Annotated in this window: 11 protein-coding genes; 6 read left to right on the forward strand and 5 right to left on the reverse strand. The window is 74.3% G+C overall.

Annotated elements, in window-relative coordinates; genetic code table 11:
- Positions 1-15 precede the first annotated feature (15 nt).
- Positions 16-567, reverse strand: coding sequence for a YceI family protein (locus tag ACLII4_RS17125; protein WP_412068611.1), 552 nt, complete (start codon positions 565-567; stop codon positions 16-18).
- A gap of 4 nt (positions 568-571) precedes the next feature.
- Entirely contained in the window at positions 572-1,141 is a 570-nt protein-coding gene (locus tag ACLII4_RS17130; RefSeq protein WP_412068612.1) for a YceI family protein, read from the reverse strand.
- Positions 1,142-1,432: 291 nt separating this feature from the next.
- Between ACLII4_RS17130 and ACLII4_RS17135 the strand changes: the two genes are divergently transcribed.
- Positions 1,433-2,161, forward strand: coding sequence for an energy transducer TonB (locus ACLII4_RS17135; protein WP_412068613.1), 729 nt, complete (start codon positions 1,433-1,435; stop codon positions 2,159-2,161).
- Here ACLII4_RS17135 and ACLII4_RS17140 read toward each other — a convergent pair.
- Positions 2,158-3,678 carry a peptide ligase PGM1-related protein gene (locus ACLII4_RS17140; RefSeq protein ID WP_412068614.1) on the reverse strand — a complete coding sequence of 507 codons (1,521 nt, stop codon included), beginning with the start codon at positions 3,676-3,678 and terminating at the stop codon, positions 2,158-2,160. The two genes, ACLII4_RS17135 and ACLII4_RS17140, sit on opposite strands and share 4 nt — an antisense overlap.
- 135 nt (positions 3,679-3,813) lie before the next feature.
- The gene (locus tag ACLII4_RS17145; protein ID WP_412068615.1) at positions 3,814-5,955 is read right to left on the reverse strand and encodes an ATP-binding protein; all 2,142 of its coding nucleotides are present in this window, start codon (positions 5,953-5,955) and stop codon (positions 3,814-3,816) included.
- A gap of 131 nt (positions 5,956-6,086) precedes the next feature.
- Here ACLII4_RS17145 and ACLII4_RS17150 point away from each other — a divergent pair, with 131 nt between their 5' ends.
- The 3 genes from ACLII4_RS17150 (at position 6,087) to ACLII4_RS17160 (ending at position 10,985) form a co-directional block, all read left to right on the forward strand.
- A complete protein-coding gene (locus ACLII4_RS17150) occupies positions 6,087-6,779 on the forward strand; it encodes a SprT-like domain-containing protein (protein ID WP_412068616.1) in 693 nt (230 codons plus the stop codon).
- A 115-nt stretch (positions 6,780-6,894) separates the two neighbouring features.
- The gene (locus ACLII4_RS17155; protein ID WP_412068617.1) at positions 6,895-9,600 is read left to right on the forward strand and encodes a DUF5916 domain-containing protein; all 2,706 of its coding nucleotides are present in this window, start codon (positions 6,895-6,897) and stop codon (positions 9,598-9,600) included.
- 101 nt (positions 9,601-9,701) lie between these two features.
- On the forward strand, positions 9,702-10,985 hold the full coding sequence (locus tag ACLII4_RS17160; RefSeq protein WP_412068618.1) for an alpha/beta hydrolase: 1,284 nt from the start codon (positions 9,702-9,704) through the stop codon (positions 10,983-10,985).
- A gap of 123 nt (positions 10,986-11,108) precedes the next feature.
- On the opposite strand, the gene ACLII4_RS17165 is transcribed toward ACLII4_RS17160, so the two are convergent.
- Positions 11,109-12,221, reverse strand: coding sequence for a response regulator transcription factor (locus ACLII4_RS17165; RefSeq protein ID WP_412068619.1), 1,113 nt, complete (start codon positions 12,219-12,221; stop codon positions 11,109-11,111).
- A gap of 319 nt (positions 12,222-12,540) precedes the next feature.
- Between ACLII4_RS17165 and ACLII4_RS17170 the strand changes: the two genes are divergently transcribed.
- Together ACLII4_RS17170 and ACLII4_RS17175 are read left to right on the forward strand one after the other, a co-directional pair.
- Positions 12,541-13,347 carry a DUF5602 domain-containing protein gene (locus ACLII4_RS17170; protein ID WP_412068620.1) on the forward strand — a complete coding sequence of 269 codons (807 nt, stop codon included), beginning with the start codon at positions 12,541-12,543 and terminating at the stop codon, positions 13,345-13,347.
- Positions 13,348-13,465: 118 nt separating this feature from the next.
- Positions 13,466-15,952: a PAS domain S-box protein gene (locus ACLII4_RS17175; RefSeq protein WP_412068621.1), complete on the forward strand. Its 2,487-nt coding sequence runs from the start codon at positions 13,466-13,468 to the stop codon at positions 15,950-15,952.
- The last annotated feature ends 55 nt before the right edge of the window (positions 15,953-16,007 follow it).

The following is a 16,007-nucleotide window of genomic DNA, read 5'->3' on the forward strand; positions in this document are numbered from 1 at the left end:
TGTGGGTGGACGGGGTTAGCGGGAGACAGCGACGAGTGAGAAGCGGACGACGATGGCGTCTTGGGCGCGGACGAGCCCGGCGGCGTGCGAGGGAGGGCGGACGCCGAAGGCGCTCATCCGGAGCGGCTGGCGGCCGTCGAGTTCGACCCGGCCGTCGGCGCGCCGCCGACCCCGGGCCCGGACCGTCACGACGCGGGCGGTGCCGGCGAGGCGCAGCGTGCCCCGGGCGACGACCTCGACCCAGGCGTCCGGAGGCGCCGGCGCGATCCGGCCGACCGCGTCGAGGTCGAAGGCGATGGTCGGGTGGTCGTCGGCCCCGAGGGCCTCGGCGAGGTCGCGGTTCATCAGGCCCGAGCCGCAGTCGAAAGCGCGGACGGGCACCGCCAGCCGGCCCGACGGGGCAGAGGGGTCGCCCTCGGCCTGGCCGACGACGCCGTCCGCCTGGCACGTCCACGGGCCCGTCGTGGCGGTCCCATCGATCCACAACCGACTTTCTGGAGCGACATCGTAGCGCGGCGCCGGGGCGGCACCGAGCGAGGCGAGCAGGGCGAGGACGAGGAGGCGCATCGCGCTAGCGGGTGGCGACGACGTCGAAGTGGACCGTCACCGCGTCGCCCGTGCGCAACGTGCCCGCGAGCGCGCGCGGCGGGTCGACGCCGAACTGGCTCATCGTAACGGGCACCTCGCCGGTGAACTGGAACCGGCCGCCGCTAAGCACGCGGCCCTGGGCCCGGACGCGCTGCGTGCGCGTGGTCCCGTGGATGGTCAGCCGACCGTCGGCCTCGACCAAGAAGCGGCCGTTGTTAGGCGTGCCCACCCTGGCCGTCGTCAGCACGAACCGGACCGGCGAGGAGCCGAGGGCGTCACGGAGCTTGCCGTTCATCGTCCCGTTGTCGCAGTCCATCTGGGCGACGGGCGTGGAGACGGTGAGCGCCGACAGGCCGGTAAGCGCACCGGAGGCCGTGGTCGCGTCGAGCGTGGCCGTGACGTCGGCGTCGCATGACCAGTCGTGGACGGTCGAGGTGCCGGTCACCCAGACACGGCTGGCGTCGGTGAACGTGTAGCGCTCGACGACGAGCCATCCGGCGAGGCCCAGCATCAGGGCGAGGAGGGTGAACGAGGTGGTAAAGCGAGTGGGCATCGGGGAGTGGGAGCAGGCGGAGGGTGCAAGGACCGACCGACGGGGCGTCGGCTCTGCCAGCGTCCGGCCGTGGCGGCCCGTGGGCGCCGCCGAGGTCGGGGTGCGGGGCGTTCCCCCACCCGGTGTGGGGGGGGCCCCGGCTCGCGTCGCCCTGCAGCACGCGCAGGGCGGTCCCGGCACCTCGATCAGGTCTCCCCCGGGAAGCGCCCCCGGGAAGCGACCGGCCATCGCCCCCACAGCCGGAGAGCGCCTCCCGAGGCACGTTGCCAGGGCTCGCCTTCCGACTCTGCCATGCCACTGCTCAAGGCCCCCCACGCCGACCTCCGTCGGTCCCTGCCCGTGTACCGCCAGCTCGGGATGGTGCTCGCGCTCGCCGCCGCCATCGCCGCCTTTACGATTCCCCTCCCGACCGGGGACGACGCGGTGCTCATCGACGGGACGAACGAGAGCATCGTGCTGGAAGACATCGCGCCCACCGAGCAGGCGCCGCCCACGCCGCCGCCACCGCCCGCGCTGCCGCCGCCCCTAGAGGTCCCCGACGCCGTCGAGGTGGAGGACGCGGTCATCGAGGAGATCGCGCTCGACCTCGACGTGTCGGTGGCCGTGCCGCCCGCGCCCCCTCCCCCGCCGCCAACGGCCCGCCCGCCGGTCGCTGCGCCGCCCCCTCCCCCGCCGCCCGCCGCGCCGCCGCCGCCGGAGCCCGAGCCCGTCGAGCCGGAGATCTTTGAGGTCGCCGAGGTGCAGCCCGTCTTGATCGGCGGGATCGAGGGGCTGCAGCGCCGGGTCGTGTACCCCGACTTCGCCATCCGCGCGGGCGTCGAAGGTCAGGTCGTCGTCCAGTTCGTCGTCGACGAGCGGGGCAACGTGATCGACCCCGTCGTCGTGCGGAGCTCGAACCCACTGCTCTCGGAGGCGGCCCTGAAGGCCGTCTCGGAGAGCCGCTTCATGCCGGGCCAGCAGCGCGGGCGCCCCGTCCGCGTCCGCTTTGCGGTCCCGGTCCGGTTCGTGCTCAACGGCTAGGCGCCCGCGTCGAGCACGCGGACGGTCTCGTCGTAGAACTGGCGGGCCCGGGCGGGCGTCCGGCCGATGCACAACAGGCCGACCTTGCCGAACTCCGAGAGCGCGCCGATGAGGTGGAACACCACACCTTCCTGCGTCGCCCCGTGAAAGTGCAGGCGGTGGTCGACGGCGAGGTCGATCAGGTCGCGGGGCGTCAGGCCCCGGTACGCCTCGCGGACGAGGTTGTCGGTGGCGACGTAGGCGCGGGGCTCGCCGCTGGGCGTCCGGTACAGGCCTGTCGCCTCGTCGTAGGTCCCGTCGGTGAGGTACTCGAGCATATCGAAGGGGTGCGTGGTGCCCCCCTTGCGCAGGTTGATCTCGATGGCGACGTGGCGCCAGCCGTCGCCTTGGGGGACGGAGACGAAGTCGACGCCGAACCGGCCGAGCACGCCTTGCGCCGCGAGCTGGTCGGCCACGCGCTCGCCGGCGTCGTGCAAGGCCTGACGGTAGGCGGCGGCGGCGGGGAAGGTGCAGCCCAGGAAGACCTGCCCGCTCGGCCCGCCCAGGATCTGGTCGTGCGTCGAAATGACGGACGCGCGGCCGACCGGGTCGATGCGGCACTGGACCGACGGGGAGACCTTGCCCTCGCCGTCGACGAACGCCTCGACGACGCCGCCCATCGCAGCAAAGCTGGCGGCGTAGTGCTCGACCGTCTCCGTGGCCGCCTCGAACCGGAGTCGACCCGGCAGCTCGCGGCGGACCCACGCCGCCAGCCCTTCACCGGGCGCTCCCTCGAAGGAGACCACGGCGTTGCCCTCGCCGCTGAACCCGTCGTTGAGCTTGACCACGGCCCGGCGCAAGCCGGGGTCGCGGCCTTTGAGGGCCGCGAGCGCGTCGGCCGCGTCGTCGAGGTCACGGAGGTCCTCGGCGCCGTCGGGCAAGTCCACACCAGCGGCGCGGAAGGTCTTGCGGCTCCCGCTCTTGGTGCCGAGGTGGGCAAGGTCGGGGTCGCAGGCGTAGAGCGGGATGCCCAGGCGGACCGCCAGCGTCCGTTCGAGCGCGGTCGCGTTGAAGCACGTCAGGTGCGCGGCGCTCACGTCGCGGATCGCGTCGCGGATGCGGTGGACGAGCCGGGGCAGGTCCAGCACCTTGCGCAAGAGCGGGATGGGCGAGGCGTCGTGGCACGCCAGCATCTTGAGCCGCTCGCGCGCGTGGACGGCCGGGATGCCTGGCAGCAGGTGCAGGTAGTAGTCGACGATGCCCGGGGCGACGGGCTGGCTGGTCACGAACACCAGCCGCGTGTGCGGCAGCCGCAACAGCATCAGCGTGAACAGCATCCGCTCCTCGTAATGGTGCACGCCGTCGATCTTCGCCAGCTCGTCGGGCGGCATCGTCAGGCTGGGCACCACGACGACGGTGCGGGGCGCCAACCGGTCGGGGAAGACGCGCTCGAACTGGCCGCGAAAGGAAGCCTGGAGGGCGGCGAAGGCCGCGCGCTCGTCGGGCGGGGTGGCAGGCAGCGGCGGGGCGACGGGCACGGGCGGAGGGGGCCAGAGACGGCACCCTACCGGGCGGACGGCCCCGCTCGCGCCGGGCGCTCGCGCCGAACGCCGTAGGGCGTACGCCCACCCCCCTGCGGGGCGGACGCATCGACGGCCTCGGCAGGGCCTCCCCTACCCGGTTGCCCGGGCGCGAACGGCGCGCTCGATGGTGGCCGCCAGCAGGCGCGCGTCGACGGGCTTGGTGAGGTACTCGTCGCACCCGGCCGCCATGCACCGCTGGTGGTCGCCCTTCATGGCGTTCGCCGTCAGCGCCACGATCGGCGTCGTCGCGTGGGCCCCGTCGTCGGCCCGGATGCGGCGCGTCGCCTCCAGGCCGTCCATGATGGGCATCATCACGTCCATCAGGATCACGTCGTAGATGCCCGACCGTGCGGAGTCGACGGCGAGGGCACCGTTCGCGACCACGTCGGGGCGGTAGCCAAGCCGGAGCAAGGTGAGCTTGGTGACCTTCTGCATCACCGGGTCGTCCTCGACGAGCAGTACGCGAGCCGAGGGCAGGATGTCGTCCGACATGACGGCCGACGGGGGCCGGGCCGTCTGCTCCTCGCTGGCTGGCGGCGGGGGGACGGCGAGTGTGGGGGCCGCTTGCGGCTGGCGGGCGGGCTCCGGGCGTGCGACGGGCTCCGCACTCGCGGCGGGCGGCAGGCTGGTCCGGACCGGAACGGCGTCCGCGTCGGCGGAGAGCGCGATCGTGAACTGGAACGTCGAGCCCCGTCCCGTCTCGGACTCCGCGCTCATTCGCCCACCCATCATCTCGACGAGCTTGTGGCAGATGGCGAGCCCGAGGCCCGTCCCACCGTGTGTGCGGGCCGTCGACGCGTCGGCCTGGGCGTAGCGCTCGAAGATGGCCGCCAGCCGGTCCGGTGGGATCCCGACGCCGGTGTCCTCGATGGCGAACGTGAGCTCAGCGATGCCCTCCGTCGCCGACACCCGGACCTGGACGGAGCCAGCGTCCGTGAACTTGATGGCGTTCGAGAGCAGGTTGACCAGCACCTGGCGGACGCGCGTCTCGTCGCCCTGTGCCTGTTCGGGCACGGAGCCGCCGACCTCGGCCGTGAGGTCGAGCCCCTTGGCGGAGGCCTGTTGGGCGACCATGCTGGCGGCCTCCTTCACCACGCGGCGGACGTCGAACGGGCGGTGCTCCACCTCCAGCATCCCCGCCTCGATCTTCGAGAGGTCCAGGATGTCGTTGACGACCGTCAGGAGCGCGTTGCTCGACGTGCGGACGGTGTCGACGTAGTCGCGCTGCTCCTCGTCGAGGTCGGTGCCGAGCAGGAGCGCGGTCATGCCGGTGACGCCGCTCATCAACGTGCGGATCTCGTGGCTCGTCGTCGCCAGGAACTCGCCGTTCGCGCGCGCCGCCGCCTCGGCCGCCTCCTTCTCGACGTGCAGCCGGGCCTCCTCGGCCTTCCGCTCGGTGATGTCGTGCGAGATGACGACGAGCCCGATGACCCCGCCGCTCGCGTCGAGCACCGGGATCCGCGTCGTGCGCTGGGTGCCGCCCCGCCCGTCGGGCTCTTCGGCCTCGGTCTGGTGGCCCGATCGCAGGACGGCCTGAGCGTCGCGCCAGCGCGCCTGGGCGCCGGCGTCGGGCGGGCTCCCGGGCGAGGCCGGCCCGATGCCGGCGTCGCGGCCGAGCGCCAGGCTCGCGCGGTTGCGGAAGACCACGCGGCCCGCGCGATCGACGGCGACGACGGGGTCGGGGATGGCGTCGACAATCGTGCGCAGCGTGCGGCGGCGGCGCTCGTCGTGGCTGGCGGCGCGCTGGGCGGCGCCGAGGTCGCGCAGGGTCAGCCCGAAGAGCGCGCCGTCGTCCGCGACCGGCCGGACGGTGATCTCGGCCTTCGCCTCCGTCCCGTCGTCGCGGACGAGCGGGACGGGCGAGGCCTCGGGGTCGGTGCCGGGCTGGAGCCGCTCGCGGTGGGCGTCGCGGTGGGACGCGGGCAAGAACGTGTCGGCGAAGCCCTGCCCGACGTGGGCGCCCGTCTCGCACCCGAGGAGGGCGCACGCCGCCCGGTTCATCGCCGTCACCCGGTCGCCGGCGTCGACGACCACCACGGGGTCGGCGACGGCGTCGAGGAGGGTGGCGGGCAGCGCCTCGGGGGCCGGGGCGGGCGGCGGGGCGGAGCGGATCGAGCGCAGGCCGCCCACGGCGCGCCACATCCAGCCGACGCGTCGGTCGGCGGGCGACTCTCGCACGTCGGCGGCGGCGGAGGATCCGTCGCCGGAGGGAGAGGTCGGAGCGAGTGGCATAGCGAGGGCAGGGCGGTCCGTCGTCGTGTATCGGCCCGTCTCGCAAACACTCAAGCGATCGGCCCCGAAGGCGCTCCGATCGGCCCCACTGGCCCCTGAACCCCGGCGCGCGCGGCCCCGTTCGTGGCCCGATGCCGACGCTCGACGACACCCGCGCCCTCGCGCTCCGCCTCATGGACCGGCTCGGCCGCGAGCTCCTCGGCGCCCCGCTCCAGGCGCACGGCTGGACGGTCGGCTTCGACCGCGCCCGGCGCCGCCTGGGCGCCTGCCGGATCGGGGACAAGCGGATCACGCTCTCGGCCCCCCTCACGCTCGCGCTCGCGCCCGCCGACGTCGAGGACACCGTCCGCCACGAGATCGCCCACGCCATCGACGCCGAGCGGCGGGGGCGGTCGGCGCACGACGCGACCTGGAAGGCGCTCGCCGTCGCGTGCGGCGCCGCGCCCGAGCGGACGTTCGCGGGCGACCTCCCCGACGACGACGCCCCGTACCGCGCCGACTGCCCGTCGTGCGACGCGAGCCACGGGCTCCACCGCCAGCCGGTCCGCCCGCGCCGCTGCCGGGCCTGCCACGCGGCCCGCCGGCCGGCGTACTTCCGGGTGACGCACGCGGCCTCGGGCGCCGTCATCTGGCCTGGCGGGGCCGCCCCCGGCGACTTCGGCGGGTGGACGGGGTTCGAGGCGACGTGCCCCGGCTGCGGCGAGACGCACCGCCGGGCCCGGCGCCCCACGCGGCCGACCGCGTGCGCGGCGTGCTGCCGGCGCCACAGCGGGAGCCGATTCGACCCGCGCTATCGCTTGCGCTTCGCGCGGCCCACTCGCTAACGCCCTCGGAGGCAGACGCCTGGACAGCCCTGCCGAGCGCCTGTTAATATTTTTGCACTCCGGCGCAACACCCGGTTGTGTGGGCCGTCACGCCCCCACCCTTCCGACCCCGCCCGTGCGCACGTTGCTCCGCCTCGGCCTCCTGGCCGCCCTCCTCGCCTCCGCCGCCTACGCCCAGTCCACGGACCGCCCGGCCCTCCGCGTCCCGCCGAGCCTGCAGGTCGTCCCGCTGGCCGACACCCCCGCGCCGCGCATCGACGGCGTGCCCGACGAGGCGGTGTGGGCGACGGCCCCTCGGGCGACCGACTTCGTGCAGCGAACGCCGGCGCCCGGCGACCCGGCGACCGAGCGGACGGAGGCCGCCGTGCTCTACGGCGACGACGCGCTCTACGTCGCCTTCTGGTGCTACGTCCGCGACCCGAGCACGCTCGTCGCCCGGCTCGCGCGGCGCGACCAGTTTGTCGGGAGCGACCGCGTGGCCGTCGCCTTCGACTCGTACAACGACGACCGGACGGCCTTCTACTTCGGCGTCACCGCCGGCAACGTCGAGCAGGACATCCTGATGTTCAACGACGGCGACGAGGACACGAGCTGGGACGCCGTCTGGGAGGGCAAGTCGGCGCGATTCCAGACCGCCGACGGGGCGGGCTACACCGTCGAGATGCGGATCCCGTTCTCCCAGCTCCGCTACACGACCGGCGCCGGGCCGGAGGTCTGGGGCATCCAGTTCCAGCGCCGCATGCCGACGACCGGCGAGGACGTGTTCTGGGCGCCCATCCTGCCCGATGCGAACGGCTTCGTCTCCCGGTTCGGCCGCCTCGACGGGCTCGACGTGCAGCGCGCGCCGCGCCAGATCGAGATCGTCCCGTACGCGCTCTCGCAACTCACGCAAGCGCCCGGCGACGCCGACAACCCGTTCTACGAAGAGAACGCCTTCGGCCCGAACGCGGGCTTCGACGCGACGATCGGACTCTCGTCCAACCTGACGCTGACCGCCACCGTCAACCCCGACTTCGGGCAGGTCGAGGCCGACCCGGCGGTCGTCAACCTGAGCCAGTTCGAGAACTTCTTCGAGGAGCGCCGGCCGTTCTTCGTCGAGGGCGTCGACATCTTCGAGTACGGCGGCACGCGGACCAACAACGTCTCCTTCCGGCCGACCTTCTTCTACTCGCGCCGCATCGGCCGCTCGCCCACGCGCCGACTCGGCGGCGGCGACATCGCGTATGTCGACGCGCCGGACCAGACGCCGATCGCGGCGGCGGCCAAGGTGAGCGGCAAGATCGGCCCGTGGTCCGTCGGCCTGCTCGACGCGGTGACGCTCGAGGAGGACGCGCGCTACATCACCACGGCGGGCGAGGAGCTCCGCTCGCCCGTCGAGCCGCTGTCGAACTACCTCGTCGGCCGCGTCCGCCGCGACTTCCGGGCCGGCAACACGGTCGTCGGAGGCATCGTCACGAACGCCAGCCGGCGGATGGGGTCGGACGGCTTCTTCGAGGGCATCACCGCGTCCAGCGCCACGCTGGCCGGCCTCGACTTCGAGCACCGCTTCGCCGAGCGCGCGTGGGCCGTCAGCGGCGTCGCCGCGACGAGCGTGGTCCGGGGCAGCCCAGAGTTTATCACGCGCCTGCAGACCGCCCCGCAGCGCTACTACCAGCGCCCCGACGCCGACCACCTGTCCGTCGACGCGAGCCGGACGAGCCTCGCCGGCGCGCACGCCGAGCTGTCGGTCCAGCGCAGCGTCGAGAACAGCTGGGACGCTTCGCTGACCGGCGCCGCCACCTCGCCCGGCTTCGACGTCAACGACCTCGGCTTCCAGAACCGCGCGGACGTGGCGTCGATCAACTACTTCGTGGGCCGCCGCCAGGCGGAGGCCGCTCCGCTGCGGCGCTACAGCGTGTACCACTACGGCGGCTACGTGTCCAACTTCGACGGCGACCTCATCGGCCACTACTACGGGGGCGGCGCCTACGCCCAGTTCCAGAACCAGTGGTCGGTCAACCTCGGCGTGAACGCGACGGGCCCGCAGAAGAACGACCGCCTGACGCGCGGCGGGCCGATCGCCGAGCGCCCGACGGACGCCGGGATCCGGATGAACGTGAACACCGACCAGAGCCGCGTCGTCTCGGGCGGCCTCTTCGCCAGCGTCCGCTCGGAGTTCGCCAACGACTACGACGGCGCGCCCGCCGAGTACGACCGAACCGTCGGCGCCGAGATGACGGTCCGCCCGAGCAACGCGCTGTCGCTCTCCATCGAGCCGACGCTCGGCTGGGAGCGCGACAACGACCAGTTTTTCGCCCGCATCGAGGACCCGGCGGCCGCGCTCGACGGCACGCGCTACGTCTTCGCCGACATCCGCCAGGTCTCGTTCGACCTCGGCATCCGCGCCGACTGGACGTTCACGCCCGACCTCACGCTCCAGCTCTTCGCCCAGCCGTTCGTGACGACGGGCCAGTACTCGAGCCTCAAGGAGTTCCGCACGCCGGGCTCGTTCGACTTCGACGTGTACGGCGTCGCGCGCGGGACGGTCGCCGAGGTGCTCGACGGCGAGGGCGCCGTGGTGGCCTTCGACATCGACCCCGGCGACGGCGGGGCCCCGTTCCAGCTCGGCAACCGGGACTTCAACTTCCGGTCGCTGCGCGGCAACGCCGTGCTCCGCTGGGAGTGGCGCCCGGGCTCGACGCTGTTCGCGGTCTGGCAGCAGCAGCGCTCCGAGTTCGGGCCGTACGACGGGTTCGGGATCGGCGAGGAGATCGGCGAGGTCTTCCGGGCGCCGGTCGAGAACGTGTTCCTGCTGAAGGCGACCTACTGGTTCGGACTGTAGCGGGGCTCGCTACGTTGGCGTCGAGGTGGGGGGAGTCTCCCCACCTCGCGACCGAGGAGGGCGCCCTCGGCGCCGGCCGTCCCATTCTTTCCCTCGTCCCGATGCGCACGCTCGTCCTCCTCTCGCTCCTCTCCACGGCCGTCGTCGCCCAACCGAGCGTGGCGGGCCATTGGGAGGGCGCCCTCACGTTCCGAGGCGCCGAGATGCCGGTGCGCCTGCGCGTGGCGCCGTCCGGCGACTCGCTCCGCGCCGCCCTCGACGTGCCGAGCCTGATCTTGGCCGGCCTGCCCCTGCCTGCCACCCCGACCCCTGGTGGCCTGGAGGTGACGTTCCCGTTCGGCCTCGGCGCGCTGCCCGTGGTCCCGGAGGGCGACGCGGTCACGGCCTCGACGCCGCTGGCCGAGGACACCCTCTCGCTCCGGCTCCAGCGGTCCGGGCCGCCGCCGTACACGTCGGAGGAGATCACGGTCGCGAGCGGCGGCGTCGAGCTGGCCGGGACGCTGATCCTCCCCGAGGGCGCGCCCCCCCATCCGGCGGTCGTGCTGGTCCACGGGTCGGGGCGGCAGGGCCGGCACACCGACGCGTACCGGTCGTGGGCCGACCTCCTCGCCCGCGAGGGACTGGCGGTGGTGCTCTTCGACAAGCGTGGCGGCGGGGCCTCCAGCGGCGACCCCGACGCCGACCTCCGGACGCTCGCCGACGACGTGGTCGCCGTCGCCCGTGCCCTCGGCGCGCGGCCCGAGGTGGACGCGGGTCGCGTCGGGCTGATGGGATGGAGCCAGGGCGGATGGGTCGCCGAGATGGCCGCTGCCGACCTCGGCGACACCGCCTTCCTGCTGCTCGTCTCCGCCGCGGGGGGCACCCCCCGCGAGCAAGAGATCGCGAAGGTCGCCGCCGGCATGCGCGACGACGCCCGCCCCGAGGCCGAGGTGGAGGACGCCCTCGCGTTCCTCGGCCTCTACTTCTACGTGGCCCGCACGGGCGAGGGCTGGCCGCTGCTGGCGGAGGCCACCGCGCACGCGCAAGGGGCACCGTGGGGCCAGTACGTCGACCAGCCGCGGACCCCCGACGACCTCGTGTGGTGGCGCGCGAACCACGCCGTCCGCCCGTCGCTCGACAGCCTCGGAGCGCCCGCCCTCCTCCTCTACGGCGGGGCGGATTGGATCACGCCCCCGGCCGACCACGCCGAGCCGCTCCGCCGTCGCTTCCCGGCCGCCGCGCGCGCCGAGGCCCACACGTTCCCCCGGGCCGACCACCGCCTCGAGGTGCCGTCGTGGACCGACGAGGCGGGCCAATGGCACTGGCCCCAGATCGCGCCGGGCGTCCGAGAGACGGTGGCGCGCTGGTTGCGGGCGAACGGCCTCGCCTCGGGCGCCACCCGCTAGCGGACGCCATCGGCCTCTGGCGATGTCTGGCCACGCCATGCCGGGGGTTGGAACGCGGGTCCCCGCTCCCAAGCACACTCATCCTCCCCCCCCTCAGGCCCGAACGGAGCCACCGACTCGGGGTCAGGCCGGTTGGAGGAGCCGGAGCGCGAGCGCCTTCCGCGACGTCAGCCCGAGCTTGCCGAAGACCTGCTCGGTGTGGTGCCGCGCCGTGTGCGGACTGATGAACAGGCGCGCGGCGAGGTCCGCGTTGGACAGTCCCTCAGCGATCAGCAGCGCCACCTCGGCCTCGCGGCGGGTCAGGCCGTGGCGCGCGCGGAGGGCCTCGGGTGGGGGCAGCGTCGGGCCGGCGTCGGGCGTCACGGAGACCAGCACGGCGCCGTCGGCGCCGAAGGGGCTGGCCGCCAAGAGCGCTCCGCGCAGGCGGTACGCCGCCGCCCGGGTGCGGACCGCCCGATCGACCGGGGCGCCGGCGGCGTCGCCGGGGCGTTGAAAACCCAGGGAGCGGAGGCCGCCGGCCAGCACGCCCATCTCGGCGGCCAAGCGGGCCGCCTCGGGCTCCCGCGCCAGCAACTCGACCAGCGCCGCGTTGCGGTGGACCTCGCGGCCGTCGGCGTCGAAGACCACGAGCGGTTCGACAAGCACGTCGAGCGCGGTCCGCTGGGCGTCGAAGCGGGCGAGCGCGTCGAGGCCGGCCTTGAAGGCGGGCAGGAGCAGGCCGAGCAACGGGAGGTGATCGCCGGGCCCGGCCGCCTGGCGGAGGTGGTGGGCCGTCAGCATCACGCTCCCCTCCCCCATGGGCGCGAACAGGGCCTGCGTGTCGTGGAGCCCATTCGGCCGGAGGACCTCGTCGTAGAACTGATTGGACCACGCCGCCCCCTCGCCGCCGAGGAGGTGGTCGGCCGAGTGCATGTCCCAGACTTCGAGGCGATGGGCCACCGCGCGGCGGTAGAACTCGTCGAGGAGCGGCTCGGGCGAGCCGCCGCGGCCCGACCACGTCGGGCCGGTGTAGGCGTCGATCGCGTCGGTGACGGCCGCGTCGAGGCCGACGCACGCGACGACGCGGGGCTGGCCGGGGAAGGTGAAGCTCCCGCTCTCGGCACCGAGAGCGGCGCACACGGCGCCCATGGCGTCGCGCCGCCAGGCGTCCACGTCGGGCGCGGCGAGGGGGCTGAGCAGGATGCGCGTCGCCTCGCCGAGGCGCGCCAAGCCGTCCGACGTCAAGGTCAGCCGCATGGCCGGGGGCCCGGGGGCCCGGACACGGGCGGGATCGGCCCGCCCAACGCGAGATCTGCCCCGGCCGGGGCCGTCTGCCCGCAGACTCGCTGCGCGGGGTCGCGCCGGGCTGCGGGGGGTCGAAACGGGACGCCTGCCGGGACCGCTTCTTCTGAGCCTGTCAACGTACATCACCGCCGGTCTCGTTCGGCAGTCCGGCGGTGCGGCGCCAAAAAAAATGGGACGTTCGTCCCACGCGAGTGGGGTCGCGGCGGGGCCAATCTGGGGCCGTCCAGCGCGGGGCCCGGAGCCCCGCCCCACCCCCATGCGCACCCCCCTCATGCGACTCCTCCTCGGCCTCGGGCTGGTCGCCGCCGCCGTCGCCACCGTGGCCCTCATCCCGTCCAACTCAGCGGCCGCCCCCCAAACGCACGCCGGGCCGGCGGTCGCCATCGGCGACGGCCACGCCTGGGCCATCGTCCGCACCGACGCCGACGGGGCGCCCGAGGCCATCGGCCTGGTGCTGACCGAGGCGGCGCTCGACGGCCTGCCCGCTGCGATGGCGCCGCTAGGCCACGAGACCATGAACATGCACACGCTGGCGCTCCCGCCCGAGGCCGAGGCGCTGGGGCTCCCCTTCGATCACCTCTCGCTCGACTGGAACCCGCAGGGCCACGAGCCCGAGGGCTTGTTCACCGTCCCGCACTTCGACATGCACTTTTACATGGTGCCCGAGGCCGAGCGGATGACGTGGGTCTTGTCGAACCCCGAGTTCCTGGTCAAGGGCGCTCGCGAGCCCGACCCGCGCTACCTGCCCGCGGGCTACGTCAACCCGCCGGACAACGTCCCGATCCCCTACATGGGCTTGCACTGGGTGGACGGCGCCGACCCGACCTACGCGCCGGGCGGGCCCGCCTTTACCGAGGTCCTGCTCTGGGGCAGCTACGACGGCCACGTCGTCTTCCCCGAGCCGATGATCACCCGGGCGTTCCTGCTCAGCAAGCCCAACCACGTCGAGACCGTCGTGCTGCCCGAAGCCTTCGAGCGGCCCGGCCCGTACCCCACGCGCTACGCCGTCCGCCACGACGCCGCGGCCCGCCAGTACGTGATCACCCTCGAAGGGCTCACGTACCGGCCCGCGAGCTGACGGCCTGCCCTCCGGGCCGATGCGCCCGGCTCGGGCACGCTGCGCCCCGGGGCGACGGGCTCCTGCCGGGACCCGCCCCGGGGCCGCAGCGCCGACCGACCGACCCTCCCTCGGCTCCATGGCCTCTGTCCTCGCCCCCTCCCCCAACGGTCGCCGTGCCGACGCCGAGACCCGCCTCCGCGCCTCCGAGGAGAGCTACCGGACCGTCTTCGAGCTCGCCAGCGACGCCATCTTCGTCCACGACCTCGACACGGGCGCCATCCTCGACGCCAACCAGAAGGCGTGCGACTTGCACGGCTGCACCCTCGACGAACTGAAGGCGCTCGGCGTCGCCGGCATCAGCGACGGGGCGCCGCCGTACGACGCGGCGCACGCACGAGCCTACGTGGAAAAGGCCGTGGCCGGCGAGCCGCAGCGGTTCGAGTGGCTGGGACGGCACCGCGATGGCACCCGGTTCTGGGTCGAGGTCAGCCTGCACCGCGTCCGGATCGCGGGCGAGGACTGCGTCCTGGCCAGCGTCTGCAACGTCGACGAGCGGGTCCGGGCGGAGGCCGCGCTCCGCCGGGCCCACGCCGAGCTCGAAGAGCGGGTCGCCGCGCGGACCGCCGAGCTCGCCGACCGGACCCGGCAGCTCGCCGACCGGACGCGCGAGCTCGAAGCCGTCTTTCGCGCCCTCCCCGACCTGTACTTCCGGATGGAGACGGACGGGACGATCTGCGACTACCGCGCCGGCCGCCAGTTCGGGCTCTACGTCCCGCCCGAGCAGTTCCTGGGCCGCCGCATGGCCGACGTGCTGCCTCCGCCCGTCGCCACGCAGATCGCGGGGGCCCTGGCCGAGGTGGGACGGAGCGGCGAGCCGGTCGACATCGAGTACACGCTGCCGCTGGGCGACGAGCGCCGCGACTTCGAGGCCCGGCTGCTCCCGATCGCGATCGACGGCCGCGCCCAGATCGTCGCCGTCGTCCGCGACGTGACCGAGCGGACGCGGGCGCAAGAGGCGCTCCGGGCCAGCGAGGAGCACTTCCGGCGGCTCATCGAGAACGCCTCCGACCTCATCTCGATCGTCGACGCCGAGGGCCGGGTCCGCTACCAGAGCCCGTCGGTGGAGCGCGTGCTCGGCGTTCCGCGGGGGACGTTCGCGGCCGGCGGGTCGTTCGACCGCATCCACCCCGACGACCTGCCCGCGGTCCACGCCACGCTCGCGGCGGCGCTCGCCGCGCCGGGCACGCCGCACACCACCACGTTCCGGCTCCGCCACGCCGACGGCTCGTGGCGCGTGCTCGAGGCGACGGGCCAGACGCTCTCGCCGACCTCGGGCGAGGAGGGCGTCGTCGTCAACTCGCGCGACGTAACCGAGCGGGTCGAGGCCGAGCGCGCACTCCGCTACCAGAAGGCGCTGCTGGAGGCCGAGGACGAGGCCTCCATCGACGGGCTGCTGGTGGTCTCGGAGGACGGCCGGATCCTGTCCCACAACCGCCGCTTCGCCGAGCTGTGGGGGCTGCCGGCCGAGGTCGTCGCCGCGGGCGACGACGCCGCGGCGCTCCAGGCCGTCCTGGACCACCTCGTGGACCCCGAGGCCTTCCTCGCTCGCGTGGCCCACCTCTACGACCACCCCGACGAGGAGGCGAGGGAGACCCTCGAGCTCCGCGACGGCCGGGTGTTCGACCGCTACACGGCGCCGGTCCGCGGCCGCGCGGGCGAGCGCTACGGCCGGATCTGGTTTTTCCGCGACGTCACCGAGGCGACGCGCCGGGCCGAGGAGCTCGAGGCGGCCCGCCACGCCGCCGAGGCGGCCCTGGCCGACCTGCGCCGCGCCCAGGCCCGGCTCGTCCAGCAGGAGAAGATGGCCGGCCTGGGCCGGATGGCCTCCGGCATCGCCCACGAGCTCAAGAACCCGCTCAACTTCGTGACCAACTTCGCGGCCCTCTCGGTCGACCTCGCCGACGAGCTCCGCGCCGAGCTCGAGGCCGACCCCGCCCGGTCCGTCGGCGACGCGCTCGCCGGCGCGCAGGATCTGCTGGACGACCTGGCCGGCAACGCCCACAAGATCGCCGCCCACGGCCGCCGCGCCGACCGCATCGTCCGGGCGATGATGGACCACGCCGCGGTCCCGTCGGGCGCGCGCGACGCCGTCGACGTCAACGGCCTGGTGGCCGAGCAGGTGCTCCTGGCCGCCGACGCCTGGCGGTCCCGCGCGGGCGTCCCCCCCCCGGGGGTCACCCTGGACCTCGGCGCCGACGCGGGGGCGGTCGAGGGCGTCGCGAGCGAACTGGCCCGCGTGGTGGCGGCGTTGGTCACGAACGCGCTCGACGCTGTCGCCGAGCGCGGGGCCCCGCCCACGTCCGCCGTGACGGTCCGCACGCGCCGCCGGGGCGGGGCCGTCGAGCTGGCCGTCGAGGACGCCGGGCCGGGCGTCCCTGAGCCCGACCGGGCCCACGTCTTCGAGCCGTTCTTCACGACGCGGACTGCCGGCACGGGCCACGTCGGGCTGGGCCTGTCGCTGGCCCGCGACATCGTGGTCGACGGCCACGGCGGGACGATCGAGGTGGGCGCCCGGCCGGGCGGCGGCGCCGTGTTCACCGTCTCGATCCCCGCCGCCCCCTGACCGGCGCCGCTCAGGGCCCGTGGACCGTCATCCAGGTCGGCGTCCATGGGCCATG

Source organism: Rubrivirga aquatilis (assembly GCF_046845665.1).
Taxonomy (GTDB): domain Bacteria; phylum Bacteroidota; class Rhodothermia; order Rhodothermales; family Rubricoccaceae; genus Rubrivirga.

What these genes read in the sequence shown, in the direction of transcription:
- ACLII4_RS17125 (WP_412068611.1), bottom strand. Translation starts at nt 567, where the DNA reads ATGCGCCTCCTCGTCCTCGCCCTGCTCGCCTCGCTCGGTGCCGCCCCG.
- ACLII4_RS17130 (WP_412068612.1), bottom strand. Translation starts at nt 1,141, where the DNA reads ATGCCCACTCGCTTTACCACCTCGTTCACCCTCCTCGCCCTGATGCTG.
- ACLII4_RS17135 (WP_412068613.1), top strand. Translation starts at nt 1,433, where the DNA reads ATGCCACTGCTCAAGGCCCCCCACGCCGACCTCCGTCGGTCCCTGCCC.
- ACLII4_RS17145 (WP_412068615.1), bottom strand. Translation starts at nt 5,955, where the DNA reads ATGCCACTCGCTCCGACCTCTCCCTCCGGCGACGGATCCTCCGCCGCC.
- ACLII4_RS17150 (WP_412068616.1), top strand. Translation starts at nt 6,087, where the DNA reads ATGCCGACGCTCGACGACACCCGCGCCCTCGCGCTCCGCCTCATGGAC.
- ACLII4_RS17160 (WP_412068618.1), top strand. Translation starts at nt 9,702, where the DNA reads ATGCGCACGCTCGTCCTCCTCTCGCTCCTCTCCACGGCCGTCGTCGCC.
- ACLII4_RS17165 (WP_412068619.1), bottom strand. Translation starts at nt 12,221, where the DNA reads ATGCGGCTGACCTTGACGTCGGACGGCTTGGCGCGCCTCGGCGAGGCG.
- ACLII4_RS17170 (WP_412068620.1), top strand. Translation starts at nt 12,541, where the DNA reads ATGCGACTCCTCCTCGGCCTCGGGCTGGTCGCCGCCGCCGTCGCCACC.
- ACLII4_RS17175 (WP_412068621.1), top strand. Translation starts at nt 13,466, where the DNA reads ATGGCCTCTGTCCTCGCCCCCTCCCCCAACGGTCGCCGTGCCGACGCC.